23 protein-coding genes are annotated in these 25220 nt (G+C 60.8%); 9 read left to right on the top strand and 14 right to left on the bottom strand.

Annotated features, from left to right (window positions below):
* Window position 1: 1 nt before the first annotated feature.
* From flgK to dctP, 6 genes are all read right to left on the bottom strand, one after another.
* On the bottom strand, window positions 2-1450 hold the full coding sequence (flgK, locus tag ROS217_RS07740) for a flagellar hook-associated protein FlgK (RefSeq protein WP_040650439.1): 1449 nt from the start codon (window positions 1448-1450) through the stop codon (window positions 2-4).
* A gap of 33 nt (window positions 1451-1483) precedes the next feature.
* Window positions 1484-2785 (bottom strand): flagellar hook protein FlgE, encoded by a 1302-nt coding sequence (locus ROS217_RS07735; protein ID WP_198134874.1) that lies wholly within the window; start codon window positions 2783-2785, stop codon window positions 1484-1486.
* Between the two features lie 87 nt (window positions 2786-2872).
* On the bottom strand, window positions 2873-3736 hold the full coding sequence (locus tag ROS217_RS07730; protein ID WP_009817147.1) for a flagellar motor protein MotB: 864 nt from the start codon (window positions 3734-3736) through the stop codon (window positions 2873-2875).
* A gap of 91 nt (window positions 3737-3827) precedes the next feature.
* Window positions 3828-5228 carry a TRAP transporter large permease gene (locus ROS217_RS07725; RefSeq protein WP_009817146.1) on the bottom strand — a complete coding sequence of 467 codons (1401 nt, stop codon included), beginning with the start codon at window positions 5226-5228 and terminating at the stop codon, window positions 3828-3830.
* Window positions 5229-5240: 12 nt separating this feature from the next.
* Window positions 5241-5873: a TRAP transporter small permease subunit gene (locus ROS217_RS07720; RefSeq protein ID WP_009817145.1), complete on the bottom strand. Its 633-nt coding sequence runs from the start codon at window positions 5871-5873 to the stop codon at window positions 5241-5243.
* A gap of 73 nt (window positions 5874-5946) precedes the next feature.
* On the bottom strand, window positions 5947-6966 hold the full coding sequence (gene dctP, locus ROS217_RS07715; RefSeq protein WP_009817144.1) for a TRAP transporter substrate-binding protein DctP: 1020 nt from the start codon (window positions 6964-6966) through the stop codon (window positions 5947-5949).
* A 487-nt stretch (window positions 6967-7453) separates the two neighbouring features.
* Between dctP and ROS217_RS07710 the strand changes: the two genes are divergently transcribed.
* Complete coding sequence (locus ROS217_RS07710) at window positions 7454-8677, top strand: multidrug effflux MFS transporter (RefSeq protein WP_009817143.1); 1224 nt, start codon at window positions 7454-7456, stop codon at window positions 8675-8677.
* 136 nt (window positions 8678-8813) lie between these two features.
* Window positions 8814-11018 carry an NADP-dependent isocitrate dehydrogenase gene (locus tag ROS217_RS07705; RefSeq protein ID WP_009817142.1) on the top strand — a complete coding sequence of 735 codons (2205 nt, stop codon included), beginning with the start codon at window positions 8814-8816 and terminating at the stop codon, window positions 11016-11018.
* A 36-nt stretch (window positions 11019-11054) separates the two neighbouring features.
* Here the strand turns inward: ROS217_RS07705 and ROS217_RS07700 are convergent, their stop codons facing one another.
* Window positions 11055-13007, bottom strand: coding sequence for a lytic transglycosylase domain-containing protein (locus tag ROS217_RS07700; protein WP_009817141.1), 1953 nt, complete (start codon window positions 13005-13007; stop codon window positions 11055-11057).
* Between the two features lie 151 nt (window positions 13008-13158).
* Here ROS217_RS07700 and dapA point away from each other — a divergent pair, with 151 nt between their 5' ends.
* Window positions 13159-14034, top strand: a complete 876-nt coding sequence (gene dapA, locus ROS217_RS07695) for a 4-hydroxy-tetrahydrodipicolinate synthase (protein WP_040650438.1) — start codon at window positions 13159-13161, stop codon at window positions 14032-14034.
* Window positions 14035-14084: 50 nt separating this feature from the next.
* Here the strand turns inward: dapA and ROS217_RS07690 are convergent, their stop codons facing one another.
* The gene (locus ROS217_RS07690) at window positions 14085-15131 is read right to left on the bottom strand and encodes a cytochrome-c peroxidase (RefSeq protein WP_040650437.1); all 1047 of its coding nucleotides are present in this window, start codon (window positions 15129-15131) and stop codon (window positions 14085-14087) included.
* A 293-nt stretch (window positions 15132-15424) separates the two neighbouring features.
* Between ROS217_RS07690 and ROS217_RS07685 the strand changes: the two genes are divergently transcribed.
* Entirely contained in the window at window positions 15425-17131 is a 1707-nt protein-coding gene (locus ROS217_RS07685; RefSeq protein ID WP_009817138.1) for a bifunctional sulfate adenylyltransferase/adenylylsulfate kinase, read from the top strand.
* A gap of 160 nt (window positions 17132-17291) precedes the next feature.
* Here the strand turns inward: ROS217_RS07685 and ROS217_RS07680 are convergent, their stop codons facing one another.
* From ROS217_RS07680 to ROS217_RS07670, 3 genes are read right to left on the bottom strand one after another with little or no spacing between them, the layout of a single operon-like run.
* Window positions 17292-18173 carry a PhzF family phenazine biosynthesis protein gene (locus ROS217_RS07680; protein ID WP_009817136.1) on the bottom strand — a complete coding sequence of 294 codons (882 nt, stop codon included), beginning with the start codon at window positions 18171-18173 and terminating at the stop codon, window positions 17292-17294.
* 19 nt (window positions 18174-18192) lie between these two features.
* Entirely contained in the window at window positions 18193-18420 is a 228-nt protein-coding gene (locus ROS217_RS07675) for a DUF1150 family protein (protein ID WP_009817135.1), read from the bottom strand.
* Window positions 18421-18426: 6 nt separating this feature from the next.
* Window positions 18427-18840: an Hsp20 family protein gene (locus ROS217_RS07670; RefSeq protein ID WP_040650436.1), complete on the bottom strand. Its 414-nt coding sequence runs from the start codon at window positions 18838-18840 to the stop codon at window positions 18427-18429.
* Between the two features lie 159 nt (window positions 18841-18999).
* Between ROS217_RS07670 and ROS217_RS07665 the strand changes: the two genes are divergently transcribed.
* From ROS217_RS07665 to ROS217_RS07655, 3 genes are read left to right on the top strand one after another with little or no spacing between them, the layout of a single operon-like run.
* A complete protein-coding gene (locus ROS217_RS07665; protein WP_009817133.1) occupies window positions 19000-19224 on the top strand; it encodes a YdcH family protein in 225 nt (74 codons plus the stop codon).
* Window positions 19225-19270: 46 nt separating this feature from the next.
* Window positions 19271-19759, top strand: coding sequence for a 5-(carboxyamino)imidazole ribonucleotide mutase (purE, locus tag ROS217_RS07660; RefSeq protein WP_009817132.1), 489 nt, complete (start codon window positions 19271-19273; stop codon window positions 19757-19759).
* Window positions 19752-20825, top strand: a complete 1074-nt coding sequence (locus tag ROS217_RS07655) for a 5-(carboxyamino)imidazole ribonucleotide synthase (protein WP_009817131.1) — start codon at window positions 19752-19754, stop codon at window positions 20823-20825. Before purE ends, ROS217_RS07655 begins: the two co-directional genes overlap by 8 nt.
* Window positions 20826-20833: 8 nt before the next feature.
* Here the strand turns inward: ROS217_RS07655 and ROS217_RS07650 are convergent, their stop codons facing one another.
* Window positions 20834-21688, bottom strand: coding sequence for an SDR family oxidoreductase (locus ROS217_RS07650; RefSeq protein WP_009817130.1), 855 nt, complete (start codon window positions 21686-21688; stop codon window positions 20834-20836).
* A 127-nt stretch (window positions 21689-21815) separates the two neighbouring features.
* Between ROS217_RS07650 and ROS217_RS07645 the strand changes: the two genes are divergently transcribed.
* Window positions 21816-22301, top strand: coding sequence for a lytic transglycosylase domain-containing protein (locus ROS217_RS07645; RefSeq protein ID WP_045686600.1), 486 nt, complete (start codon window positions 21816-21818; stop codon window positions 22299-22301).
* A gap of 161 nt (window positions 22302-22462) precedes the next feature.
* On the opposite strand, the gene ROS217_RS07640 is transcribed toward ROS217_RS07645, so the two are convergent.
* Both ROS217_RS07640 and ROS217_RS07635 read right to left on the bottom strand, forming a co-directional pair.
* Window positions 22463-23218 (bottom strand): class II aldolase and adducin N-terminal domain-containing protein, encoded by a 756-nt coding sequence (locus tag ROS217_RS07640; RefSeq protein ID WP_009817128.1) that lies wholly within the window; start codon window positions 23216-23218, stop codon window positions 22463-22465.
* On the bottom strand, window positions 23215-23658 hold the full coding sequence (locus ROS217_RS07635) for a glyoxalase (RefSeq protein WP_040651217.1): 444 nt from the start codon (window positions 23656-23658) through the stop codon (window positions 23215-23217). The genes ROS217_RS07640 and ROS217_RS07635 overlap by 4 nt, the downstream gene beginning before the upstream one ends.
* Before the next feature lie 78 nt (window positions 23659-23736).
* On the opposite strand from ROS217_RS07635, the gene ROS217_RS07630 reads away from it, so the two are divergent.
* Complete coding sequence (locus tag ROS217_RS07630) at window positions 23737-25200, top strand: AMP nucleosidase (protein WP_009817126.1); 1464 nt, start codon at window positions 23737-23739, stop codon at window positions 25198-25200.
* The last annotated feature ends 20 nt before the right edge of the window (window positions 25201-25220 follow it).

The following is a 25220-nucleotide window of genomic DNA, read 5'->3' as shown; positions in this document are numbered from 1 at the left end:
GTCAGATCCTCAAAAGGGTGTCGAGCATATCATCAATGGTCTGGATCATGCGGGCGTTGGCACCAAACGCCTGTTCCACCAAGAGCAAGCGTTGCAGCTCCGCGTCGCTATCGACACCATTGGCCAATTCCAACGTCCGAAACTCGGTGGCCTGTCCTGTGGCAAAGCTCTGGACCTGCTCCGCCGCCACCCGTGCTTGAGAGAGACCCGAAATCAATGTCGCCGCATGCCCAGCCGCAGAGCGCGCGCCGCTGCCCAATGCGCCCGAAGACAAGGGGCTTGTGTCAGTCAGCGCACGGGTCAATGTGACAAGCAAACTTCCGTCGCCCGGTGGCCCGGCACTTTGGGCCGCCACCCCGTCGCGGATCCTGAAGAGATCCCCCCCACGCAGAGGATCAACTGCCTGATTTACGCCAATGCGCCTCGCAATGCCTGATTCATTCTGAGCCTCAAACAGGTCGCCCGCATCGGTGAAGAGACCAGCGTCCCCAGCCCCGCGTGTGGGGTCCAAGCCGGATTGCTGAAACCGCTCAACCAGATCGCGCGCAATGGCATCGAGATCCGCAGTCGTGTCAACCGAGGTCCGATCGCGGATATCGAATAGCGCCCCAAGGCGCCCACCCTGCAAAGGCCCCCGGTCACTGCCGGTGGGAACCGCCGTACCGTCAATTGCGATTCCTGAGAGAAGACCGTTTTCAAGGGTCATATGCGCGGCAACCATGGGCGCGCGATCAAAGGAGAGTGTTACCGCCCGCCCGTCGAGCAACAGCCCTCCAGCGGTTGTTACCAGCGCCACAGCCCCATTGTCACGGGGCACCTGCCGAAGCGGAAGAATCTCAGCCAAGGAATCGATCACACTTTGCCGCTGATCCTCGAGTGTGGCCGTGTCAGTTCCGCGCGTCAGGTTGGTCGCAATTTGAATGTTGAGTGCAACCACCTGTTGGAGACCGGAGTTCAACGCAACTACAGTTTCAGCGATGTCGCGATCCGCGGCACTGCGCAAGCGCGCAATTTCGGTTGCGGCGTCATTGAGGTGAGCACCGAGCGCCTGAGCCTCGCGCAGAACCGCCTGCAAACGGTTCGAATCCTCGGGGCGTGTGCTGGCCGTCACGAGCGCGGCTTCGAGCGCGGCAAATCGACCTGTTAGGGATTGCGCCGACTCTGGCGTACCAATGACCTGCTCCACAGCTGATGCAAAGGCCACACCGACCTCGGAGGCGGCCTGCGCTGCATCCGCGATACGCCGATCAGATAGCAGACCGAGATCGATTTGTCGCGACACAGCCTCGACACGCACACCACGGCTGTCGCGGGTCGAGGTGAGTGCTATTTCTCTTGGCGCAAACCCTTCGGTGAGCGCGTTGGCGAGATTGCCAGACACAACATCTAGAGTGCGCGTATTGGCAGCCAGCCCACTGAGCGCGCTTGACAGAGCGGAACTAAGCGACATGATGCCTCCTTTGCTTGGCGGTCAAGGACGTGATCAACGGATGATGTTGGTGGTTTCTTGCAACATTTCATCAACGGTCTGAATGACCTTGGCATTCGATGAATAGGCGCGCTGCGTCTGGATCATATCCGTCAATTCACGCGCAACATCTGTGGCGGATTCTTGACGGGCAAAGGCCACGATATCACCAGTCGGCCCGTCGCCCGCGTCCCAAAGAAAGAACGATCCGCTGTCGGGCGAGGGCTGATAGGTCTGTTGATCCATCGACACCATACCGTTGGGGTTCGGCAGATCCACCAGCGGCACCTGATAGATGATCCGACTGACCCCTGTATCAAACGAGGCGCGGACAAAGCCATTCGCGTCCACTTCTGCCGAGGTCATGTTACCCACGGGGGAGCCGTCTTTGGCAATCGACAGCGGAGCAAAGCTGTCGGACAATTGGCTCAGGCCATCGGACGTGCCGGGACGCCCGATATTGATTTCGATTGGACCGCCTGCCACATCGACGATGATTGTCCCGGTCGTTGGGTCAAATGCACCCCCTGTGACGGTCTGGACGTCGAGCAGGGTGCCACCCGTCTCTCGTGCATCATCAAAGGTCAGAACATACTCTCCGATCAGCGCATTGCCCTGAGCCGAGTCCGTCAAGATTACGGTCCATTCATTCGACAGACCGACGGTTGCGACCGTCGGCACGAACTGGAGCGAGATATTCTCTGAGGTTCCGAGATTGTCGAAATACTCTATCGAAAGCTGCTGCGGATCGCCGATACTGTCAAATCTGGTGTCGGTTGCTGGCAGGTTGATGCCAAGTTTGATGGAGGTGGTCGGTTCACCAGTCAGTTGATTGACATTGATTTGAACCGGCTCCAACCCACCGCTCGTGTCGCGCGAGAACTCTGGGATCGTTCCATCCGGATTGGCGGGCCACCCCAGCAGCACAAGACCAGACTCGGTCACCAGCCGCCCCTGTGGGTCCGTCCTGAACGAGCCGGTCGTAGTCAAGAGCATCTGAGGATCGCCATTTGACACCGTGAGATCAGTCACCCGCGCAACCGGAAGGAAGCCACGGTCGCGCACTGCGAGATCGGTTGGATTCGACGAGCTGACAATTGAGCCGCCCTGATCAATCAGGCGCTGTGTGCTGGCACGGACGCCACCGGCGGAATAGCTCCCGCCGCGTCCGGATATGACCAAGGATTCGAAATCCGCCTCAACCCGGCGATATCCAAAAGTCGATGAGTTGGCGATATTGTCCGAAATCGTGGCGAGCCGCGTGGCATTCGCGTTCAAGCCGGCGACACTGGCATTCAAAGAGGAAGAAATTGTCATGGATACGCCCTTATGCTGCATCAACCAACCTTGGGACACAGGCATACGCGCGTAACTTTAACAGTCCGCTAATGGATAAAATTCTCGCTAGTTCAGGGTTGGATCGGATCGCAGCAAGATCATCTCCAGCCGATTATTTCGCAAATCCATGGGATCAAGGACAGCGGATGTACGGTCTGCATGCCCTGTTATACGACGCATCCGCTTAGCCGAAAGCCCCTCGGCTTCCAGCATCTGGCGAAACTGATTGGCACGGCTACTGGACAAATCCCAAACCGGATTTCTCGCAAGCGTAATGGGTTGCGCACGGGTATGGCCCGCCAAGGCAACATCATTCACCACCAGATTTGCGGCAGAGGCCAGAAGCGCCGTGAGGTCCTTTAGCAAGGGTGTCGCGACAACCCCATCCACTTCGAAAAGCTGTGCTTGGGGCAGATCAAAGATTTCAATCACCAATTCTTCATCCGTGAGACGTGTCACGATATGGCGCAGGGTTTCGTCTGCGACCAAACTCTCGCCACTACCCCCCCTCAGCATGTCCTCAATGGCGGCGAATGCTTCTGCCTCGACCTGTGCCCCGGCAGAAAGACTGCCTTTCTCAATTGCCACATTCTCACCATTGGCCTGGCGGTTGGACGTTGCCAAGCGCTGCGAAGCGCCCGTGCCATTCTGCACCAGCGTATCTTCGGAGAACACGCTGTCCCCACCAAAAGCGCCATCCCCGCCACCGGAGATTCGGTTGATCGGCACGCTCGGGCTGAAGTAGTCCGAAATACCCTTGCGTTGTTGTTCCGTTGTCGCGTTCAACAGCCACATCAGCAGGAAAAAAGCCATCATTGCCGTGACGAAGTCAGCATACGCCACCTTCCAGGCACCACCATGATGCCCGCCACCGCCCACGATCTTCTTCCGTTTGATGATAACTGGCGCGGCATTGCTATGCGCGCTCATTCTCACCACCTTTGTACTCACCCGTCCCAAGGGCTAGCACACCGATGCTTAGCAGGCTGTTAACATGTCAACTTGTCGGCATTTACCGGCGTCAGACCTGCCCCGGCAACCACAGGACAATCGCCGGAAAGGCAACCAAAAGGCCAATTGTAACAGCGTCAGCGACAAAGAATGGCGTCACGCCCTTAAAGACATCTTGCACACTGATATCGTCTCGGACGCCCGCCACGACAAAGCAATTGAGACCGATCGGAGGTGTGATCAGGCAGAACTCTGCCATCTTGACCACCAGAATGCCAAACCAGATTGCGCACATCTGTCCGTTCATCCCGAAGGCACTGTCGGCAGCACTCACCCCGACCCCGCCATTCAATGCCATGACTGCGGGATAGACCACCGGCAAGGTCAAGAGCAGCATGCCGATGGCATCCATGAACATACCCAAAACCGCATAGGCCAAAAGAATGCAAATCAGGATCAACATCGGTGACATGGTCAATGACGTGATCCAATCGGCAAATGCGCTCGGCAGGTCGGCAAAACCCAGAAACCGCACATAGATCAGAACGCCCCAGATGATCGAGAAAATCATCACGCTCAGCTTGGCCGTTTCAAGCAGGGCATCCTTCAACTCAGGCCAGCGCATACCGCGGTAAAGCGCAACCAGAAAGACCAGAAAGGCCCCGATTGCCCCGCCTTCGGTGGGTGTGCCCCACGCATCACCTCCGAAGGGATTGTAGACAAAGAACACAATGGTCACGACCACGAAGACAATGGGCAGCGCAGGGGGCAGAGAAACGAACCGTTCGCGCCACGTAAACCCGCTTACGGGCGGTCCAAATCCTTTGATCGTCATCGCCAATCCGATGATCAAAACCACATAAACAATGGCCGAGAACATGCCGGGCACAAACCCGGCCAAAAGGAGTTTGCCCACGTCCTGCTCGACGATGATGGCATAAATCACAAGCAGAGCAGATGGCGGAATGAGACTGGCCAAGGTGCCAGATGCCGCGACAACGCCCGCTGCAAAGCGCTTGTCATACCCGATCTTGAGCATCTCGGGGATCGCGATGCGAGCAAAGACCGCCGCGGTCGCCACGCTCGCGCCAGAGACGGCGGCAAAACCTGCAGTCGCGAAGACGGTCGAGACAGCAAGCCCGCCAGGCACCCACGCCACCCAACGCTTTGCGGCCTCGAACAGCGCCTGTGTCAGGCCAGCGTAGTAGGCTAGGTAGCCAATCAGGATAAAGGTTGGAATGAGGCTGAGCGCCTGAGAGCTGACCTTGGAGTGGGGCACCTGCCCTGCGGTTTTGACCGCGACGGTCACCGCCCATAGGAATTGATCGCCATCGTAGCCTTTTTTGGACCAAAAGATCCAAACCAGCCCGACAACACCGGCCAGCGCCGCAGCAAAAGCCACCCGCATGCCCAGCACCACGACGACCAGCATGATGCCGGTGACGGCGATTCCAATTTCGATGGGCTCCATCAGATGCGTCCCTTATGTGTCATGGCCGGTAAGTTGCGCGGCCTCTCTTGCGGCTTGGGTGGCCACATCTTCAATTAATGGCACCGCCACAGGCTGTTCGGTGCCGGAGACAAAGGCCCGACCATAACCCCAGAGTTGAAGCCCCAGCCGAATGGACAGCACCGCAAAGGCAATCGGCGCAAGGATTTTGGCAGGCCAGATCGGCAGACCGATATCAATCGTACTGTCGCGGCTCCACAGGGGAGCACCCCAGTCGAAACTGCGCTGGAAATGCGCCCAGGCGCCCCAAACCAGCAAAAGCATCACGATCAAAACGATCAGCGTCGTGACGAACTCAACCAGCCACAACGCCCGCCCTTTGAGAAGGCTGACCACAATGTCCATTCGGATGTGCCCGCCGTCGCGTTGCGTGTAGGCCACGCCCATGAAGGCGATGAGCGGCATGATCTGTTCAATCCAGTCCACATATCCCGGGACGGGCTGATTAAAGAAATTACGCCCGCTAACAGAAATGACCGCAAGCACCATGATGGAAAAAACCGCAAGTCCGCTCAGCAATGCGAGCAGGCGCTCTAGCTTGTAAAGACGCCGGTCAAGATAGCTAAGAAGGCTGTTGTCGGACAGCACCGATGCCGCACCCGCCATGGGTTTTCTCCCTGTTGTTTCAGGATGGAAACGGCCCGCCACGCATCCAGCGCAGCGAGCCGGCGTTATTGGCTCAGGAGCCGCCCTTGATTTCAGTCAGTTTGGCCGTGACGAAATCGTAAAGTTCCTGTGCGGGAAGGTCGCGCGCAGCATTCTCCTCGATCCAGCTTGTCGCCGCTGGACCGGCCGCTGTTTCCTTGAACGCATCGAGCGAAGCCTGATCAAAGCTGACCGAGGTAATGCCGCGCTCTTCCAGAGCCGGACCCCAGGCTTTCATGGTTTCGTTTTGATAATAATCAATATAATGGGTCAAGGCTTCGTCGATAGATCCAAGCAAAGCCTCACGCTCAGCGTCCGTCAGTGCGTCGAGCGCATCGGTATTGGCCACCACGGGGCAATTCACCGTGCCGGGGTTCAGGTTGGCCGTCCACCACTTGGCGCTTTCGATGGTGCCAAAGGACATGTGCGCATGCGGTGCGAAGCTCACGGCTTTGACCACACCGCTGTCCATGGCTTGACGCACTTCGGTGGCTGACATTGAGGTTGGAACCGCGCCGACAGCCTGCATGGCCTCGCCAATCCCGCCAAGGGCGCGGACGCTCATGCCCTTGAAATCCTCTGGGCTTGCAGGCACGTCGCCTGATCCCACAAAGTTGTATTGCGGCATTGGCGTGGGCATCAGAAGCGTTGCATTCCAACGCGCCAGATCGGCCTTGACCGCGGGATGGTCATAGAGAGCCTGCGACAGTGCGGTTTCCTGTTCGAGCGACTCGACGCCCAGGAATGGCAGTTCCAACACCGTCAGGGATGGGTTCTTATCGGCGTGATATCCTGCGCAGAACTGCGCCATCTCGAAGGCTCCGATCGAGATTCCATCGAGGTTCTCTTTCTCGTTCGACAGACCTCCATAGCTGATATTCATGGTAAATTCGCCGTTTGTCTTGGCGCTTACCAGTTCTGCCAGCTTTTCCACATGTTCAGTGAAGGCGCGGCGTTTGCCCCAGACGGACACGTTCCATTCGGTTGCCATTGCCTCTCCGGCGAAGGCAAGGCTGAGGGCGGCTACAGCGGTGTAGCTCAGGTATGTCTTCATGGATATTCCTCCCAATGTTTTCTTGTTTGATTGGAGTTCCCAAGGAAATACCGGCCAACTTTGCGTTGAAAAACCGCCATTCCTCTATGGAAACCCAGTCGTGTTCTGCGAGAACACACCAGTAGCGTCCTTTTGTCCAGCCCAAGCGTGTCGAAACGCAACCCTCGACAAGCCGGGAAAAGGGTCTGCTTTCGATTTATGCGCTGACCGGAAATCGCGACCAGAACAAGCGGGCGCGGCGTGGCGACCGTACGGATGTGCGGCGTCAGCGTACGTTCGCGCAGGGTTTGGGTCGCGACGTGGTCGAGCCGTTGAAACCACCATCCGACGCGGGGCTGAGCGCCAGCCTCCAAGGTCGTCCGCGACAGAATCGGCCGAAACCTCGATCAATTCCTATTTAAACACTCAACTATTTATCGAGCCGTGATCTGGTCACCCCCGCGACGGCGTGCTAAGCGCGAATTATCCGCGCGACGAAGGATGCCGCATGCCTGACCCTGTGCCCGCCCAAAGCCCCCTCTCTCGGACCGAGTTCATCGCGATGATGGCGATGATGGCTGCGGCGGTTGCGTTCTCCATTGATGCGATGCTGCCGGGTCTGCCGCATATCGCCGAGGCGTTGACGCCCGATGCCCCGAACCGGGCGCAGTTGATCATCACCGCCTTTCTGCTGGGTCTAGGACTGGGAACATTTGTTTCGGGTCCGCTGTCGGATTCCTTTGGGCGCAAGCGGGTGATCCTGATCGGCGCGGCGATCTATGCAACAGGGGCCGCACTCGCGATGTTCGCGCCGAGTCTCGAGACCTTGCTGGCCGCGCGCGCGATTCAAGGCATAGGAGCGGCGGCGTTTCGCATCGTGTCCATCGCCATTATACGCGATCTCTATGCCGGGCGCGAAATGGCCCGGCTGATGTCATTCGTGATGATGGTGTTTGCGCTGACGCCTGCGATGGCCCCGCTCATGGGGTCAGGCATCATCGTGCTGGCTGGGTGGCGCGGGGTATTTGCGGCCTTTGTAGTCTTTGCGCTGGTTCTGTCGCTCTGGATGGCGCTGCGCCTGCCTGAACCGCTGCCACCACATGCGCGCCGGGCGTTTCGGGCGGCCCCCCTCTGGGCGGCGCTGCGCGAGGTTCTGGCGCATCCGGTAACGCGAATGGCGATTGTTGTGCAAATGCTCTGCATGACCACGCTTTTCACCTCGCTCAGCATGGTGCAGCCGGTGTTCGACGAAACATTCCATCGCGCCGCAAGTTTCCCCTACTGGTTTTTCCTGATGGCACTGATCGCAGGCTGTGGCAGCTTTCTGAATTCCCGCCTTGTAATGCGCCTTGGGGTGGAGCGGATGGTGAGCGCGGCGTTGGCCTCGCAAATCGCGCTTTCCATCGTGGCAATTGCGCTCTGGCAAATCGGCCTGCCGCCCGGTGCGCAATTCGCAACCTTTCTGATCTGGCAAACCAGCGTTTTCTTTCAGGCCGGGTTGACGCTTGGCAATCTCAATGCCTTGGCGATGGCCCCGATGGGTGCGATTGCAGGCATGGCCGCGAGCGTGACCGGCGCTGTGGCGACGGTGGGCAGTGTCGCCATCGCTGTTCCCATCGGGCAGCAGTTCGCAGGCACCCCGATGCCGGCGCATCTGGGGGTGCTGGGCGCGGTGCTCATGGGCTTTGTCCTGATGCAGCGGCTACGGATGCGCACTGCGGAAATGGTGTGAGTCACTTTATTTTGTATACCGTCGCATACTATCTTTATCGCGCGCGAATTTTCCGCTAAGACAGCCTCAATCCAACGAGTCGCGCGCCTGCGCCGCAGGGCGACAGCGCGCATCCCCTGATCGGAAAGGATCCCAAATGGCCACGTCCAATACACCCGATATCATCTATACCAAGGTCGATGAGGCCCCCGAGCTTGCCAGTGCCTCGCTCTTGCCGATCGTCCAGCGCTTTGCGGCGGCTGCCGATGTCACGGTGGGCACCAAGGATATCTCGCTTGCGGGTCGTATCCTTGCCTCCTTTCCCGAGCACCTGACAGACGAGCAGCGTATCGCTGACGATCTGGCGGAATTGGGCGCGTTGGTAAAGACACCGACCGCCAATGTCATCAAGCTACCGAATATCTCGGCCTCGGTGCCGCAGCTTCTGGCGGCGATCCGCGAATTGCAGGGGCAAGGCTATGCGATCCCCGATTACGTCGAAGACCCTCAGACCGATGCCGAAAAATCCGCGCGCGCCCGGTATGATGCGCTCAAGGGCTCTGCCGTGAACCCGGTGCTGCGCGAGGGCAATTCCGACCGCCGCGCCGCCACTGCCGTCAAGAAATACGCCCAAGCCAATCCGCATCGCATGGGCGATTGGTCCGCCGACAGCAAGACGCGCGTGGCCGCGATGGCCGATGGCGATTTCTTCTCGAACGAGAAATCCGCGACCCTGCCGCAGGCGGCCAAGGCCAAGATCGTTCTGGAAACCGCCAATGGCGAGACCGTGCTCAAGGATGGGCTGAGCTATCCGGCCGGAACCGTGGTGGATGCCACCTATATGAGCGCTGCCGCATTGGACGCCTTTCTTGCCGAGGAAATCGAACGGACCAAGGCCGAAGGCGTGCTCTTTTCGATCCACCTCAAGGCCACGATGATGAAGGTTTCGGACCCGATCATCTTTGGTCATGCGGTCAAGGTCTTTCTTGCCCCGGTGTTCGAAGAGTTCGGCGATGAGATGACCGCATTGGGCGTAAACCCGAATTCCGGGCTGGGTGATCTCTTGGCCCGATTCAAGGACAACACCAAGATCATGGCGGCGATTGACGCCTGCATGGCCGCGCGCCCGCCGCTCTATATGGTGGACAGCGGCAAGGGGATCACCAACCTGCATGTGCCGTCAGACGTGATCATCGACGCCTCGATGCCTGCGCTCATTCGTGCCGGTGGCAAGGGCTGGGGCCCGGACAATCAGGAACATGACGCGGTTTGCGTCATTCCCGACAATGCCTATGCGCCGGTCTATGACGAGGCGGTCAAATTCTTCAAGGAGAACGGCAAGCTGAACCCCGCCACCGCTGGCACGGTGCAGAACATCGGCCTGATGGCGCAGAAAGCGGAGGAATACGGCAGCCACCCGACCACATTCGAGATCCCGCAGGCAGGCACCGTCAAGATGATCCTTGAGGATGGCACCGTGCTGCATCAGCAAAGCGTTGAAGCGGGCGATATCTGGCGCTCTGCCTCGGCGCGCAAGGCCCCGATCGAGGATTGGGTCAATCTGGCCATCGAGCGTCAGAAAGCGACGGGTTATCGGTCGATTTTCTGGCTGGATGCGGCGCGCGCGCATGATGCGGAGTTGATCGCGATGGTGAAACCGATCCTTGAGGCACGCGGTGTCTCTGACAAGTTCGAGATCATGGCTCCGCGCGAGGCAACCCGCGCCTCTTTGGAAACCATCACCAAGGGCGAGAACAGCATCGCCATCACCGGCAACGTGCTGCGCGACTACCTGACGGACCTGTTTCCGATCCTCGAACTGGCCACCAGCGCCAAGATGCTGTCGATCGTCAAGCTGATGCAGGACGGTGGCATGTTCGAAACCGGGGCCGGTGGTTCTGCACCCAAGCATGTGCAGCAATTGCAGTCGGAAAATCACCTGCGGTGGGACAGCCTGGGCGAGTTCTGCGCGCTTGGGGAGAGCCTCAAGTTTCTGGCCGAAACCAATGGCAATGATCGCGCCCGCGTCTTGGGCGAGGCGGTCGAGGCCGCGACCCAAGGCATTCTGGATCACGACCGCTCGCCCAGCCGCAAGGTCGGAGAGCCGGACAACCGCGACAGCCACTACTGGTTTGCCCGCTATTGGGCCGAGGCGCTGGTGGCGCAGGGTGAGGATGCCGCGCTGGCGGCAGAATTTGCCCCGGTGGCAGAGGCACTGGCCGAGAATGAGGCCAAGATCGTTGGAGAACTGGCCGCAGCCCAAGGCAAGCCTGCCGATATCGGCGGCTATTACCACGCCGATCCGGCCAAGCTGGCGGCGGTGATGCGCCCGAGTGCGACGCTGAACGCGATCATCGGCTGAAAGACACGGACTGCGCGGCCCCTCTGGTCGCGCGGCCTATTCTCCGACCGGGGCCACGCTGTTGCCTGCCAGCTCTTGGGAAAAGGGGCGCGGCAGTGGGTCCTTGCCCAGACGGGCGCGATAGGCGGGCAGGCTCTCGGCCACGCGCATCACATAGTTCTGCGTCTCGCGGAAGGGGATGTGCTCGATCCAGTCGACGATGGCGTGGGTCCCGCGTCCACGCGGATCGCCATACTCTGTGACCCATTGCGCGGCGCGGCCCGGACCAGCATTATAGCCAACCGACACCAACACGATATTGCCGCCAAAGCGCCCCCCCAGCCCCGCCAGATAGGCCGAGCCGAGCCGCGCGTTATAGACCCAGTCATTCAGCACATCAGAGGGCACATAAAGCAGGCCCAGATCGCGGGCCATGTCCCGCGCTGTGCCGGGCATGAGCTGCATCAGCCCCTGCGCGCCCGCGCCGCTGACAACAACATGGTTGAACTCACTCTCGCGCCGGGCGATGGCGAGGGCCAGTTCCATCGGCGTTGGCAGCTCCATCTGGGACATCGGATGCAAGGCGTAATAGGGGCGTTCCACGACCACCCCACGCTCTGCCGCTGTTTTGCCCAGCATCACCTGAAGATGCGGTTGGTCAAGGTCTTCGAGCATATGGCCCATCTGCATGAGGCCGGTGCGGTCCTGGGTTTCAGCCAGATGCAGGAAAAACCGCCGCGCGAGGCCCAGATCACGCATCCGTAGGGCAAGTGTGCCAATTTCGTGCAGGTCGGTTTGGGCAAACGGAGCACTGCGCCAGTCGGGCGTGGCCTCCTTCCCCGCGAGGCGCAGATCGAACGGCAATCCGCCCGCCTCAGCGGCCAATAGCCCATAAAAGCTGGTCTGATAGTCGGCCCCTTCGGCATAGGCCAGTTGCGCCGCCTCGGGATCGCCCAGCGCCTCTTGGGTGCGGCCAATCCAGTAGCCTGCGCGCCCCAGCGAAATCGGCGTGGCGACGGCGGCGCGGAAGCGTTGGAAATGGTCGAGCGCAAGGTCAGGTGCCTTGAGATACGTCAGCGCCAGATAGCCCGACAGCCATTCGAGATCGGCGTAATTCGACCCCTCGACCAGTTGATGCACAGACGCGAGGTCATAGGCCAGTTGGACATCGCCCGCGCGCATGCTCTGGCGGGCCAAGGCGCGCCGCCAACTGGCCCAGCGCTCGGGGTCGCCCAGCCCGGCCTTGATGCGGCTCTGGCGTAAGAGAACGGCGATGGCATCCTCGGGCGCGTTGCTCAGGTGACGGGTAAAGAGCTCATAGGCGATGCCGGGATTGCGGGCCTCGGCCTCGGTCAAACCCTTGCCACCGTCGCGTTTCACGGTCTCGCGCAGTTTGGCCAAATGGCGCGCCTGTTCAGAGGCCAGAGGCAGCATATCGGTCACGTCGCCCAAGCCGCGCCAGAGCGCCATCTCCAATCTGGCCTCATGATGCGGGGCCAGAAGCGGGCCGAACTCGCGCAGGAAATCCTCATGTTCGGCGCGGCTCAGGTCCAGCGTGCGCCAGGCCAGCACAAGGCTGATCTCGGCCTCTCCCTGTCGCCCGCGCGCCTGAAGCGCATGCGCGAGGTTAAGCGCGCCGGTGCCGGTCTGGGGCAGATACCCGTCATAGAAGGCCAGAACGTCATCAAAATCGGCACGGGTCATCGGTTCTTCGCTCTGCTGACGCAGATGATCGAGACCGGGCCAATGGGCGTTGCGGTCGAGAAAATCGAGGATCGCGCGCGGGTCGCCCAACCCGGCCCGCAGGCGGTGCCATTCGATCAGATCGGCAGCGGCGGCCCCGTCACGACGGGCCAATCGCGCGGCCACCTCCCATCGCCCTGCCTGCATGGCGTCGAGTGCATTGGCAAGCGGACGCGGGGCCAGCCGTGGCACATCGGTCGCATGTGCCGCCGAAACCGGCAGACTCAGCCCCAAAACCATGATCAGCGCGCGCAACATCTCTTGCATTTCCTGCTTTTGCGAAGGATAGACAACGCCAGCCTAAGCGGCCCGCGCGCCCGCGTCCATTCACGATGCAGGTTGCAATGTGCGGTCTCCCGCCGATGGCCCGAAATCCAAGCGGGTCCAACCCACCCAAGTCAGACAAGAGGAGCGTGTCATGTTCAGAGGATCTTTTCCTGCCCTGGTCACGCCGTTCAAGAACGGCGCAGTGGATGTGGAAACGCTCAAGAAACTGGTGGAGTGGCATATCGGTGAGGGCAGTCATGGCCTTGTGCCGGTGGGCACGACCGGCGAAAGCCCGACGCTCACCCATCAGGAACATGAGATGGTGGTCGAAGAGGTGGTGCGTGCCGCTGCGGGCCGGATTCCGGTGATTGCGGGCGCAGGCAGCAACAACACCCTCGAGGGAATCAGGTTGATGCAGCACGCCCACAAGGTCGGGGCGGATGCCGCATTGGTCGTCACACCCTATTACAACAAGCCAACGCAAGCCGGGTTGATCGCGCATTTCACCGCGCTGCACGATTGCTGCGACCTGCCGATCATCATCTACAATATTCCGGGTCGCTCGGTCGTGGATATGGCGCCTGATACGATGGGCAAGCTGGCGCAATTGCCGCGCATTGTGGGGGTCAAGGACGCGACAGGCGATCTGGCACGAGTTTCTGCACAGCGGATCACCTGCGGCAAGGATTTCATCCAGATTTCCGGCGAGGATGCGACCGCCCACGGGTTCAACGCCCAAGGCGGGGTTGGGGTGATTTCCGTCACCGCCAATGTCGCGCCCAAGCTGGTGGCGCAGGTGCAAGAGGCGACGCTGGCCGGTGATTATGCCAAGGCGCTGGAATTGCAGGACCGTCTGATGCCGCTGCATCGCGCGATCTTTGTCGAGCCGGGGCTGGTGGGCGTCAAATACGCGATGTCGCGGCTGGGGCTGTGCAGTGAAGAGGTCCGTTCGCCCCTGGTGGGGCTGAGTGATCCGGTCAAGGCGCTGGTCGAGGATGGCATGCGCCATGCGGGGCTGATCAACTAACGCCCATTCGGGCAAAGCGGGAGGCCAGATTGGCCCCCCGCCTTCTTGGCTTATTGCACTTCACCCGTTGGGCGCGGGGTCGTCAGCGTCTCGGTGGGCAGAACCGGGTAGGTCACCTCTGGCATCTTGCCGGTCAATGCGCCTAGGAAGGCCACGATCTGATCGGCCTCGGCGTCGTTGATTTCCTCGCCCAATTGCGACGTGCCCATGATCTGCACCGCAACCTTGAGATCCCAGACCTTGCCCGAGTGGAAATAGGGCGCGGTCTGGTCGATATTGCGCAGGGGTGCGGCACGGAATACATAGGAATCGTCTGCGGTTTCGGTCACCGCAAACCGGCCACGGTCATCAGGCGGCAGCACGTCAGCGCCGGGCTTCTCGATCAGACCAAAGGGAAAATAGCCGTTTCCGCCAAGGTTGATGCCGTTGTGGCAAGACGAACAGCCCTTGTCCATGAAGAGTGCAAGACCAGCCGTTTGGTCGTCATTCAGGGCCGCATCATCGCCATTCAGAAAGGCGTCAAAGGGTGACGGCGTGATCAACGTCGCCTCATAGGCCTCGATTGCCTTGGCGAAATTGTCAAAGCTGACAGGGCTTTGCTCACCGGGAAAAGAGGCGGTGAACCAGTCAATGTACTGCGGCATCGACGTAAGCGTTGCAACCACGTTGTCTGGCGTATTGGCCATTTCGACACCCGCCTGAACCGGGCCTTTGGCCTGTTCGGCAAGGTCAGCGGCGCGGCCATCCCAGAATTGCGCCTCATTGAACACGGCGTTCAGCACGGTCGGTGAATTGCGCGGACCTTTTTGCCAGGCATGCCCGATCGATGTCTCCATATTATCATCGCCGCCCGTGGCGAGGTTGTGACAAGAATTGCAGGAAAACACGCCCGAGGCCGACATACGCGGATCAAAGAACAACGCTTTGCCGAGGTCTATCTTCTCATCGGTAATCACGTTGTCATTCAGGGCCGGGATGGTTGACGGCAAAGGCGAGAAAAGCTCCTGAGCGCGCTCGCGTAGTTCCGAGGCAGCAACGCCCTGCGCGAAAGCTAGGGCAGAAATCGTGCCCAAGAGGAATTTAAGAGAAGGTGTCATGGACTAGCTCCTAAGCGGGAATGAAACGCGCGTTTGGAACCATTCTAAATCGGGCGATAACAGCGCGGATTGATCTACCGCAAACGGCCACGCATTTGTCAGGGGCGTTCGCCGAAACTATGCAATTAGAACCCAAATATTCGCAATCGGCACCTTTTCGCGTCATTTTTGCCTCAAATGCGTGTGCAATGCCGCTATGCCTTGATTCCGGGCACAATCTGGGGCTAAGCCGCGCGGCAATATGTTGCCTGACGCGACATCGTTGAAATCCGTAACTTGCCCGAGGCCCCCCGATGCAACAGCCAAACCTAGCCCCCGTTCCAGAGCTCTATGTTTCATACGAGAGCGCGCAGAAACTCAAGGTGGAGGCGGCCAATCTGACAAGCTGGGATCTGACGCCGCGTCAGATCTGCGATCTGGAATTGCTGATGAATGGCGGCTTCAACCCGCTCAAGGGATTCATGAGCGAAGCCGATTACGACGGTGTGGTCGAGACCATGCGGCTGGCCGATGGGGGGCTTTGGCCGATGCCGATCACGCTCGATGTGAACGAAAAGTTCGCCGAGGCGCTGGAAATCGGGCAGGACATCGCGCTGCGTGATCAGGAAGGCGTCATTCTGGCGACGATGACCGTCACCGACCGCTGGACGCCCAACAAGGCGCGCGAGGCCGAGAAAGTATTCGGCGCGGATGATCTGGCGCATCCGGCAGTGAACTATCTGCATCACACGGCGGGCAAGATTTATCTGGGCGGGCCTGTGACCGGCATTCAGCAGCCGGTGCATTACGATTTCCGGGGGCGCCGCGACACGCCCAACGAATTACGCGCGCTTTTCCGCAAGCTGGGTTGGCGGCGCGTTGTGGCGTTCCAGACCCGCAATCCGCTGCACCGCGCGCATCAGGAGCTGACATTCCGCGCCGCCAAGGAGGCGCAGGCCAACCTGCTGATTCATCCCGTCGTGGGCATGACCAAGCCGGGCGATGTGGATCACTTTACCCGCGTGCGCTGCTATGAGGCGGTGCTGGATAAATATCCGGGAGCGACCACCACGATGAGCCTGCTCAATCTGGCGATGCGTATGGCGGGCCCGCGCGAGGCGGTCTGGCACGGCCTGATCCGCAAGAACCACGGCTGTACGCATTTCATCGTCGGGCGCGATCACGCCGGTCCGGGCAAGAATTCTGCCGGGCAGGATTTCTATGGTCCCTATGACGCGCAGGAGCTGTTCAAGCAGTATCAGGATGAAATCGGTCTCGAGATGGTCGATTTCAAACATATGGTCTATGTGCAGGAGAAGGCGCAGTATTACCCGATTTCCGAAGTGCCGGAGGGGGCCACGGTCCTCGACATTTCAGGCACCGAACTGCGCCGGCGTTTGGCGGAAGGGTTGGAGATCCCGGAATGGTTCTCATTCCCCGAAGTGGTGCGCGAATTGCGCCGCACCCGTCCGCCGCGGTCCAAGCAGGGCTTTACCGTGTTTTTCACCGGCTTTTCCGGCTCGGGCAAATCCACAATTGCCAATGCTCTGATGGTCAAGCTGATGGAGATGGGGGGGCGTCCTGTGACCTTGCTCGATGGCGATATCGTGCGGAAGAACCTCAGCTCTGAACTGGGTTTCTCCAAGGAACACCGCGACCTCAACATTCGCCGTATCGGCTATGTCGCATCCGAGATCACCAAGAATGGCGGTATTGCGATCTGTGCGCCGATTGCGCCCTATGCCACCACACGTCGCGCGGTGCGAGAGGATGTCGAGCAGTTCGGCGCGTTCATCGAGGTGCATGTGTCCACGAGTCTTGAGGAATGCGAACGGCGCGACCGCAAGGGTCTCTATAAGCTGGCGCGTGAAGGCAAGATCAAGGAATTCACCGGGATTTCCGATCCCTATGACGTGCCCGAGAAGCCGGAGTTGCGCGTCGAGACCGAGAATGTCGATGTCGACAATTGCGCCCATCAGGTCATTCTCAAGCTGGAGAGCCTTGGCCTGATCGCCGGGTGATATGGCTGAGTTGAGATCGAAAGGGCCGTCCCGGTGTGGGCGGCCCTTTTTCTATCAGGTGCTGGCGAGCGCAGCCTCTGCCGCGCGGCGGTTGATGTCGGCATAGCGTGCGGCGACCGGGCGCATGGCCGTGAGGGCAGGATCGCAATCTTGGGGGATGTCAGAGGTGGAGCGTGCCGGACATGATCACACGCCCGTGCCCTGAGACACGAACGCCGGTGATGGCATCGGGCGGCCCTAGAACCTCGACCTGCGCTTGGCCGGGGCGGTTCATCCAATGCCCTTGTTCTGCGGTGAAACGTGGCTGGTCGATCAGACCATGATGCCAGAGATAGGCCGCCATCGCGCCGGTGGCAGAGCCGGTAAAGGCGTCCTCTGGCGGGCTGGGAGGGGTAATGAGAAGGCGTGAAAAGGTATCGCCCGCCGGGGTGGCCCCATTGAGCGTGACCCAGAACGGCTCCATCAGGTCCGTGTCGGCATGGCCGAGATGGGCGGCGAGCCGGGCAAGAGCGCTTGCATCCAGACGCAGGCGTCGCAGCGCTGCGTGATCGCGCAGCACGGTGACGCAGAACGGCAGCCCGGTGGAGACGAGTTGCGGGCTGCCAATGATGTCCGCAGTGTCGAGCCCGCCGACCGCGGCAATCAGGTCAGGTGGCAACTCTGGCCCGAACTCTGGTGCGATTTGGGTCATGGTGACGCGTGGGGCAGGACCGTCTTCGACCTCGACGCTGATCAGACCTGCGCCGGTTTCCAGCACCATTCGAGGCCCGATGACCACGCCACGCCGCACAAGCGACACCACCGTTGCAACGGTTGGATGACCGGCAAAGGGGATCTCGCGGCTTGCGAGGAAGTAGCGCACGCGGGCGTCCGCCACATCGGATGGTCCGACGAAGGTGCATTCGACCAAGGACGTTTCCCGGACATAGGCCATGCAGGTTTCTGCCGTGAGCGCGCCTGCATCATGCACCACGGCGCAGCCGTTGCCGCCAAAGGGTCGGTCGGTGAAGGCATCGACCCAGTCGAACGGATAGTCGGGCATGGCTGCGCCTTCTTTGGTGTCAGTGAACCGTCACCGGCTCCATGTTGTTCTGGCGGGCCAGTTGAAAGGCCAGATCACGGCCCTCGACAAGTGCAAGACGTTCGCCTTCTTCGTTATGAACGGCATAGAGCTTGGTTAGATCGCGAACCTGTTCGCGCATATCCTGCGGCAGGTCGTCGACATTGACGGGACGCACATAAACGATGGCGCGATCCGTGTTTTCTCCGAAATCATATCTCGTATCCATGACTGCTCACCCTTTGTTTATCTTGATGCGTTGCACAACCGGCTCTGGCTGTGCGCGTGTCAGATCGACATGCAACAGGCCGTTTTCCATGATCGCCTCGCCCACTTCGACCCCGTCTGCCAGCACGAAAGACCGCTGGAACTGCCGCGCTGCGATGCCGCGATGCAGATAGAGGCGATCCTCGGCCTCGTCGCTCTGACGGCCCCGGATCACCAGTTGACGATCCTCGACGGTGATCGCGAGATTTTCTTCGGCAAAACCGGCCACGGCCAGCGTGATACGGTATGAATTCTGTGAGGTCTGTTCGATATTGAAGGGCGGATAGCCCTCATTCCCGGATTTCGCGCTGCGTTCCAGCATCCGCTCCAGCTGTTCAAACCCCAGCATATAGGGGTGCGACCCCAGAGTAAGCTTTGTCATCGACACGTCCTTGAGCTTAAGCGACCGTCCATTGTGCAGGTCCCGTTATGGCGGCCTGCACGGGAAATATGGGGTTTGGTCCGCATGCGTGCAAGGGCTTTGCGAAAGCTGTGCGATTCAGTATCTTGTATCTCCACGACCCCAGAGGAATCGCGTGCCATGAATGCCTATAGCGACCTGTCAATGAAATCCGAAGATGTGTTGCGCGTAGAGCTGGAGGAATTCCGCCGCGAGCATCGCGATTTGGATGAGGCCATCCGCGCCTTGCAGGACAAGGGCACGGCGGATCAGTTGATGGTGCAGCGGCTCAAGAAAAAGAAGCTGTGGCTGCGGGACATGATCGCGCGGATCGAGGACCGGCTCTATCCGGACATCATTGCGTAGCGGTCTGTGATCAGTATAGTGCGCGCTTCCAGACGGGGAGCGTTTCATGGCAGGCGTTAAGATCGGCATCATCATGGGCAGTCAATCGGACTGGTCCACCATGCGCGAGGCGGCGCAGATTCTGGATGAATTGGATGTGCGTTACGAGACCAAGATCGTCTCGGCGCATCGCACGCCGGATCGACTCTGGGAGTATGGCAAAACGGCGGTCGAACGCGGCTTGCAGGTGATTATCGCCGGTGCGGGCGGGGCCGCGCATCTGCCGGGGATGATGGCGTCAAAGACCCGCGTGCCCGTGATCGGCGTGCCGGTGCAGACGCGGGCGCTGTCGGGCGTCGACAGTCTCTATTCCATCGTGCAGATGCCAAAGGGGTTTCCGGTGGCGACGATGGCGATCGGGGCAGCGGGTGCAGCCAATGCCGGGCTGATGGCGGCGGCGATCCTTGCCAATTCCGATGCGGAGCTCGCGCAGCGGCTTGATGCGTGGCGCACGGCCCTTTCGGCCTCGATTCCCGATGAGCCATGCGATGAGTGATATGCTGTTGACAGGTGCCACCATCGGAATTCTGGGCGGCGGGCAACTGGGGCGCATGCTCTCGGTCGCCGCTGCGCGACTGGGGTTCCGGACCGTGATCTTTGAGCCGGGTGGCGATTGCCCCGCAAGCCATGTGGCGCATCGCCATATTCAGGCCGAGTATTCGGACGAAGATGCGCTGCGGCGGTTTGCCGAGGCGGTCGATGTGATCACCTATGAGTTTGAGAATATCCCCACCACAGCCCTCGATGTGCTGGAGGGCATGCGCTCGGTGCACCCCGACCGCCGCGCGCTCAGGGTCAGTCAGGACCGGCTGTTGGAAAAGTCGTTTCTGAGCGATCTGGGGCTGATGACCGCCCCGTTTGCGGCCGTGGACGATGCCGTGGACATGGCCGAGGCGATGCACGAAATCGGCCTGCCCGCGATTCTCAAGACCCGGCGTTTCGGCTATGACGGCAAAGGGCAGGCGCGGATCATGTCCGCCGCAGATGCCGAGCAAGCCTTGGCCGATATGGGCGGACAAGCGGCGATTTATGAGGGGTTTATCGACTTTTCACACGAGGTCTCTGTAATTGCCGCGCGCAACAGCGCGGGCGACGTCGCCTGTTACGATCCCGGCGAGAATGTGCATGAGGCCGGTATCCTGCGCACCACCACGGTGCCCGCGCGCCTGACGGCGGCGCAGCGCACCGATGCGGTGCTCTTGGCGGCCAAGATTCTCAACAGCCTGAAATATGTGGGGGTGATGGGGGTCGAGCTTTTCGTGACGCCCAAGGGGCTGATCGTCAATGAAATCGCGCCGCGTGTGCATAATTCCGGCCATTGGACGCAACAGGGCTGCGCCATCGACCAGTTCGAGCAGCATATCCGCGCCGTGGCGGGCTGGCCCTTGGGCGATGGCACCCGCTATGCCGATGTGGTGATGGAAAACCTGATTGGGGCCGATATGGATCGCGCGCCCGAGTTGTCGCGTGCGCCCGGCGTCTCGCTGCACCTCTATGGCAAGGCCGAAGTCAAGGCGGGCCGCAAGATGGGCCATGTCAACCGGATCGTGCCCAAGGGCTGAGTATGCCGTTAATCCCCAGCCGCCAAGAGCGCCTGCAACCCGGATCGGTAATCGGGGTAAATGAGCTCTATCCCCAACTCCTCTTTGATCCGGCGGTTCGAGACGCGTTTTGACTCCGCATAGAACGATCGCGCCATCGGCGTCATCTCGGCCTCGTCAAACGCCACCGCTTCGGGCAAGGGCAGGCCCAGCAATTCGGCGGCATGGCCGATGACGTCCTGCGGCGGGGCGGGGTCATCATCGCAGAGGTTATAGACCGCGCCCGGATTGGGCCGGTTGATCGAGGCCTCGAGCACCTGCGCGATATCCTCCACATGGATGCGGCTAAAGACCTGACCGGGTTTGACGATCCGCCGCGCCGTGCCTTGGCGCACCTTTTCGAACGGGCCGCGACCGGGGCCATAGATGCCCGCAAGGCGAAAGATATGCAGCGGCAGACCGGGAATGGCCTGCCATGCCGCCTCGGCCGTGACCCGCATCTGGCCGCGTCTGGTCGAGGGGGTGAGCGGGGTTTCCTCATCCACCCAACCGCCGGCATGATCGCCGTAAACCCCGGTGGTCGAGAGATAGCCCACCCAGTCGAGCCGGGGCGCAGCCTGCGCAATCGCATCGTGGTAGCGTGCCAGCACCGGATCGCCTGCCGCGTCCGGTCCGGCGGAAATCAAGAGATGCGTCACCGAGGCCAGCACGGGCGAAAGATCGTCCTCGGGCCAAAGCGCGGGCGTGATGCCCTCATGGCGCAAAACTTCGGCCTTGTCGGCGCTGCGGGTGGTGCCGATGATGGCCCAACCCTGCGGCACAAGTCGGGCGGCGAGGGCGCGGGCGGAAAAGCCGTGGCCAAAGGAAAGAAGCGCTTGGGTCATAACCCTTTACATGGCGCGGGCCGTGGAGATTGGCAAGGCGGCGGTGTTTCGCCGGTGCCAGAAATGCGCTCTGGCGCGAAAAGGTGGATGCGGGCATCTTGCGCGCAGCGTTTTTTCAGGAGCCGCCATGTCTTTTATCAGTCGCCGTCTTGTTCTGGGTCTCATCGCTATCGCACCGCTGGCCGCCTGCGCCGCGTCCGACTCGGAGGTATCCACTCGGAACACCCCGTTCGATCCGCCGCTTTACCCGAATGAAACGCCCGAGTTGCGACGGTTGATCAACACTTATGCCGATCATTATCAGGTGCCGCGCAGTTTGGTGCATCGGCTGGCGATCCGCGAGAGCACGCATCGTCCCGGCGCGCGCAACGGGCCCTATTACGGGTTGTTGCAGATCCTGCCACAGACCGCGCGGGGCATGGGGCACAGGGGGCCTGCGTCCGAGTTGCTCGAGGCCGAGACCAATCTGAAATACGGGGTCAAGTATCTGCGCGGGGCCTATATTGTGGCGGATGGCAACCCCGATGCCGCGATCATGTGGTACGCGCGGGGGTATTATTACGAGGCCAAGCGCAAGGGATTGCTGGTGGAAACGGGGCTGCGGTCTGCGTGATCTTGTCCAGGGCTGGCGTTTGTCCCACGTCATGAGGCGCGCGGAAGAAGGCGCCTCATGATCGCGTAGGGTCAAAGCCCCGATCAGGCCAAGACCTGCCCCCCGCGCGGTTTCTGCACGGTGTCGAACCGACGGGGTCTGTCAGGTTGTTCTGAGATGGTTCAATGTGCGTAATCCGAGCCTTCGGCATCCAGAATGGCCTTTAATTCCGTCAGATGCCGATCGGCCTGTCCGGGATAATCATCGAGTTCCTGAGCTGTCTTTTCCGCGACCGCGTCCGAGAGCACCCGCAGGGGCCGCCCGGTTTGCAGGGCACGGATATAGGTTTCGGCGGCGCGCTCGAAATAATAGAGGCGATTGAACGTGTCGGCGACGCTGTCACCGATCACCATGACGCCGTGATTGCCCATGATCAGCACCTTGTTCCTTGGGTCAATCAGGAGCCGGGCACAGCGCACGCCCTCATCCTCGAACGCAAGCCCGCCATAGCCCTCATCCACCACATGCCGGTTGTAGAAAGTGGCGCAGTTCTGGTCGATGGGCGGCAGACGGCTGTCAGCGAGGCTGGCGAGAACAGTGGCATGGATGGAATGCACATGCATGGCGCAGCGGGCATGGGCGCAGTGCCGGTGCAGCCCGCCATGCAGGCCCCAAGCGGTGGGATCAGGCGCGTTCGGCCCCTCCAGCGTTTCGGGGTCATTAGCATCCACAACGATGAGGTCGCTCGCGCGGATACGGGCGAAATGCATCTGGTTGGGGTTCATCAGGAACCGGGTGCCGTCGTCATTGATCGAGAGGCTGAAGTGATTGGCCACCGCCTCGTGCATATTGAGGCGTGCGGTCCAGCGGAAGGCGGCGGCGAGATCCACGCGCTCTTGCCAGTGATCCATGTTCGGTTTCAGGTTGGTCACGTTCATAGGGTTGTCCTTTCAGTCGCGGTCAGGGGCCGGGAGGCGACCCACGCATAGCCATTGGGGCACAGGATGCAGCATTCGCGCAGCCCGTGGGGTTTGTTGGTGGGCGGTTGCAGGATCATGCCGCCTGCACCGTCGGCGCGGGCGGCAGCAGTGTCGGGATCGCTGTCGAAAAGGTGCAAGGACGCCCCGGCTCCGCGCGGCGGACGCTCGGGCACAAGGCCAAGGATCGGATTGGCGGCATAGGTATGATCAGCATGCAGTTGCATAACCTGATCGCCATAGATCATGATTGCGAAATCCGTGCTGAGCCGGTGGGCCGTCATGTCAAAGACCACTGTCAGAAACGCGGACTCGGCCAGCACGTCGCGCACCAGCAGGTTGAGACCGAGCCCGCGCAGGCTGGCCCCGAGTATCTCTGGGGTGACGGTTTCGTAGTCCATTTGCGCGCGCTCCTTGGGTGGCAGCTTGATCATGCCCCCAGCGCGTGTCAACCTGTGTGCGCAGAGCAGGAGACAGGCATGACCATGCAAACCCCGGATGAGATCGCCCCGGAGGCGTTCACAGACGCGCGCGCGGCTGTGGATCGGCTCTGTCAGCTCTATGCGGCGGGCACGGAGTTTCTCTGCGCGGCGTTTGCGCGGGCACTGGCCGGGAACCTGCCGATAGGCCGGGTGCGCGCCTATTATCCCGAAATCCGCCTGACCACCGGAACCTATGCCAAGGTCGACAGCCGGCTCAGTTTCGGGCATGTGTCCAACCCCGGCACATATGCCGCGACGATCACGCGCCCCGACCTGTTCCGCGCCTATCTGGAGCAACAGATCGGGTTGCTCGTGGTCAACCATAGCGTTGGAGTGACGATCGGCACTTCCGACACGCCGATGCCAGTGCATTTCGCGGTGGCGGAGGATGCGGGGCTGAGTGTGCCGCAGGAGGGGGCGGCCGAGTTCACCCTGCGCGATTACTTTGACGTGCCGGATCTCGCGACCACCAATGACGATATCGTCAATGGCACATGGGTGTCTGTGCCAAACGGGGCGGCACCGCTTGCGCCTTTTACAGCTCAACGGGTGGATTATTCGCTGGCACGGCTCACGCATTACACCGCGACCGATCCCCGCCATTTCCAGAATTACGTGCTGTTTACCAATTATCAGTTCTATGTCTCGGAATTCGAGACCTATGCCCGGCGCATGTTGGGGGACGCCGAGAGCGGCTATACCGCCTTTGTCAGCACCGGCAATGCCGAGATCACCGGGCCTGATGATCCGCTGCCGGCGCCCGAGCGATTGCCGCAGATGCCCGCCTATCATCTCAAGCGGGCGGATGGGTCGGGGATCACGCTGGTCAATATCGGGGTCGGGCCATCCAATGCCAAGACCGCGACGGATCATATCGCCGTGCTGCGCCCGCATGCCTGGGTGATGGTGGGCCATTGCGCAGGGCTGCGCAATTCGCAATCCTTGGGCGATTTCGTGCTGGCTCATGCCTATTTGCGCGAGGATCGCGTGCTCGATGCCGATCTGCCCGCCTGGGTGCCCATCCCGGCGCTCGCTGAAATCCAGATCGCGCTGCAAGACGCGGTGGCGGCAGAGACGCAATTGGAGGGGTTTGGTCTCAAGCGGGTGATGCGCACCGGAACCGTGGCCAGCGTGGACAATCGCAACTGGGAGTTGCGCGATCAGTCCGGGCCGGTGCAACGTCTGAGCCAATCGCGCGCCATCGCGCTCGACATGGAGAGCGCCACGATTGCCGCCAACGGGTTCCGGTTCCGGGTGCCCTATGGCACGCTGCTCTGCGTGTCCGACAAGCCGTTGCAGGGCGAGTTGAAACTGCCCGGCATGGCGTCGGAATTCTACAAATCACAGGTCTCGCGGCATCTGATGATCGGGATTCGCGCGATGGAATCACTGCGCCGGATGCCGCTCGAACGCATCCACAGCCGCAAATTGCGCAGCTTTGAGGAGACAGCCTTCCTTTGACCCCACGGAAATCCGCACAA

Origin of the sequence: Roseovarius sp. 217 (assembly GCF_000152845.1) — a bacterium.
In the GTDB taxonomy this organism is placed as follows: Bacteria; Pseudomonadota; Alphaproteobacteria; order Rhodobacterales; family Rhodobacteraceae; genus Roseovarius.
Note: the sequence above shows the minus strand (reverse complement) of the source record. Positions and strands in the feature narration are given on the sequence as shown.

What these genes read in the sequence shown, in the direction of transcription:
- dctP (WP_009817144.1), bottom strand. Translation starts at nt 6,966, where the DNA reads ATGAAGACATACCTGAGCTACACCGCTGTAGCCGCCCTCAGCCTTGCC.
- ROS217_RS07645 (WP_045686600.1), top strand. Translation starts at nt 21,816, where the DNA reads ATGTCTTTTATCAGTCGCCGTCTTGTTCTGGGTCTCATCGCTATCGCA.
- ROS217_RS07705 (WP_009817142.1), top strand. Translation starts at nt 8,814, where the DNA reads ATGGCCACGTCCAATACACCCGATATCATCTATACCAAGGTCGATGAG.
- ROS217_RS07730 (WP_009817147.1), bottom strand. Translation starts at nt 3,736, where the DNA reads ATGAGCGCGCATAGCAATGCCGCGCCAGTTATCATCAAACGGAAGAAG.
- ROS217_RS07670 (WP_040650436.1), bottom strand. Translation starts at nt 18,840, where the DNA reads ATGACAAAGCTTACTCTGGGGTCGCACCCCTATATGCTGGGGTTTGAA.
- ROS217_RS07635 (WP_040651217.1), bottom strand. Translation starts at nt 23,658, where the DNA reads ATGGACTACGAAACCGTCACCCCAGAGATACTCGGGGCCAGCCTGCGC.
- ROS217_RS07690 (WP_040650437.1), bottom strand. Translation starts at nt 15,131, where the DNA reads ATGACACCTTCTCTTAAATTCCTCTTGGGCACGATTTCTGCCCTAGCT.
- ROS217_RS07650 (WP_009817130.1), bottom strand. Translation starts at nt 21,688, where the DNA reads ATGACCCAAGCGCTTCTTTCCTTTGGCCACGGCTTTTCCGCCCGCGCC.
- dapA (WP_040650438.1), top strand. Translation starts at nt 13,159, where the DNA reads ATGTTCAGAGGATCTTTTCCTGCCCTGGTCACGCCGTTCAAGAACGGC.
- ROS217_RS07655 (WP_009817131.1), top strand. Translation starts at nt 19,752, where the DNA reads ATGAGTGATATGCTGTTGACAGGTGCCACCATCGGAATTCTGGGCGGC.
- ROS217_RS07640 (WP_009817128.1), bottom strand. Translation starts at nt 23,218, where the DNA reads ATGAACGTGACCAACCTGAAACCGAACATGGATCACTGGCAAGAGCGC.
- purE (WP_009817132.1), top strand. Translation starts at nt 19,271, where the DNA reads ATGGCAGGCGTTAAGATCGGCATCATCATGGGCAGTCAATCGGACTGG.
- ROS217_RS07720 (WP_009817145.1), bottom strand. Translation starts at nt 5,873, where the DNA reads ATGGCGGGTGCGGCATCGGTGCTGTCCGACAACAGCCTTCTTAGCTAT.
- ROS217_RS07725 (WP_009817146.1), bottom strand. Translation starts at nt 5,228, where the DNA reads ATGGAGCCCATCGAAATTGGAATCGCCGTCACCGGCATCATGCTGGTC.
- ROS217_RS07685 (WP_009817138.1), top strand. Translation starts at nt 15,425, where the DNA reads ATGCAACAGCCAAACCTAGCCCCCGTTCCAGAGCTCTATGTTTCATAC.
- flgK (WP_040650439.1), bottom strand. Translation starts at nt 1,450, where the DNA reads ATGTCGCTTAGTTCCGCTCTGTCAAGCGCGCTCAGTGGGCTGGCTGCC.
- ROS217_RS07630 (WP_009817126.1), top strand. Translation starts at nt 23,737, where the DNA reads ATGACCATGCAAACCCCGGATGAGATCGCCCCGGAGGCGTTCACAGAC.
- ROS217_RS07735 (WP_198134874.1), bottom strand. Translation starts at nt 2,785, where the DNA reads ATGACAATTTCTTCCTCTTTGAATGCCAGTGTCGCCGGCTTGAACGCG.
- ROS217_RS07665 (WP_009817133.1), top strand. Translation starts at nt 19,000, where the DNA reads ATGAATGCCTATAGCGACCTGTCAATGAAATCCGAAGATGTGTTGCGC.
- ROS217_RS07710 (WP_009817143.1), top strand. Translation starts at nt 7,454, where the DNA reads ATGCCTGACCCTGTGCCCGCCCAAAGCCCCCTCTCTCGGACCGAGTTC.
- ROS217_RS07680 (WP_009817136.1), bottom strand. Translation starts at nt 18,173, where the DNA reads ATGCCCGACTATCCGTTCGACTGGGTCGATGCCTTCACCGACCGACCC.
- ROS217_RS07700 (WP_009817141.1), bottom strand. Translation starts at nt 13,007, where the DNA reads ATGCAAGAGATGTTGCGCGCGCTGATCATGGTTTTGGGGCTGAGTCTG.
- ROS217_RS07675 (WP_009817135.1), bottom strand. Translation starts at nt 18,420, where the DNA reads ATGGATACGAGATATGATTTCGGAGAAAACACGGATCGCGCCATCGTT.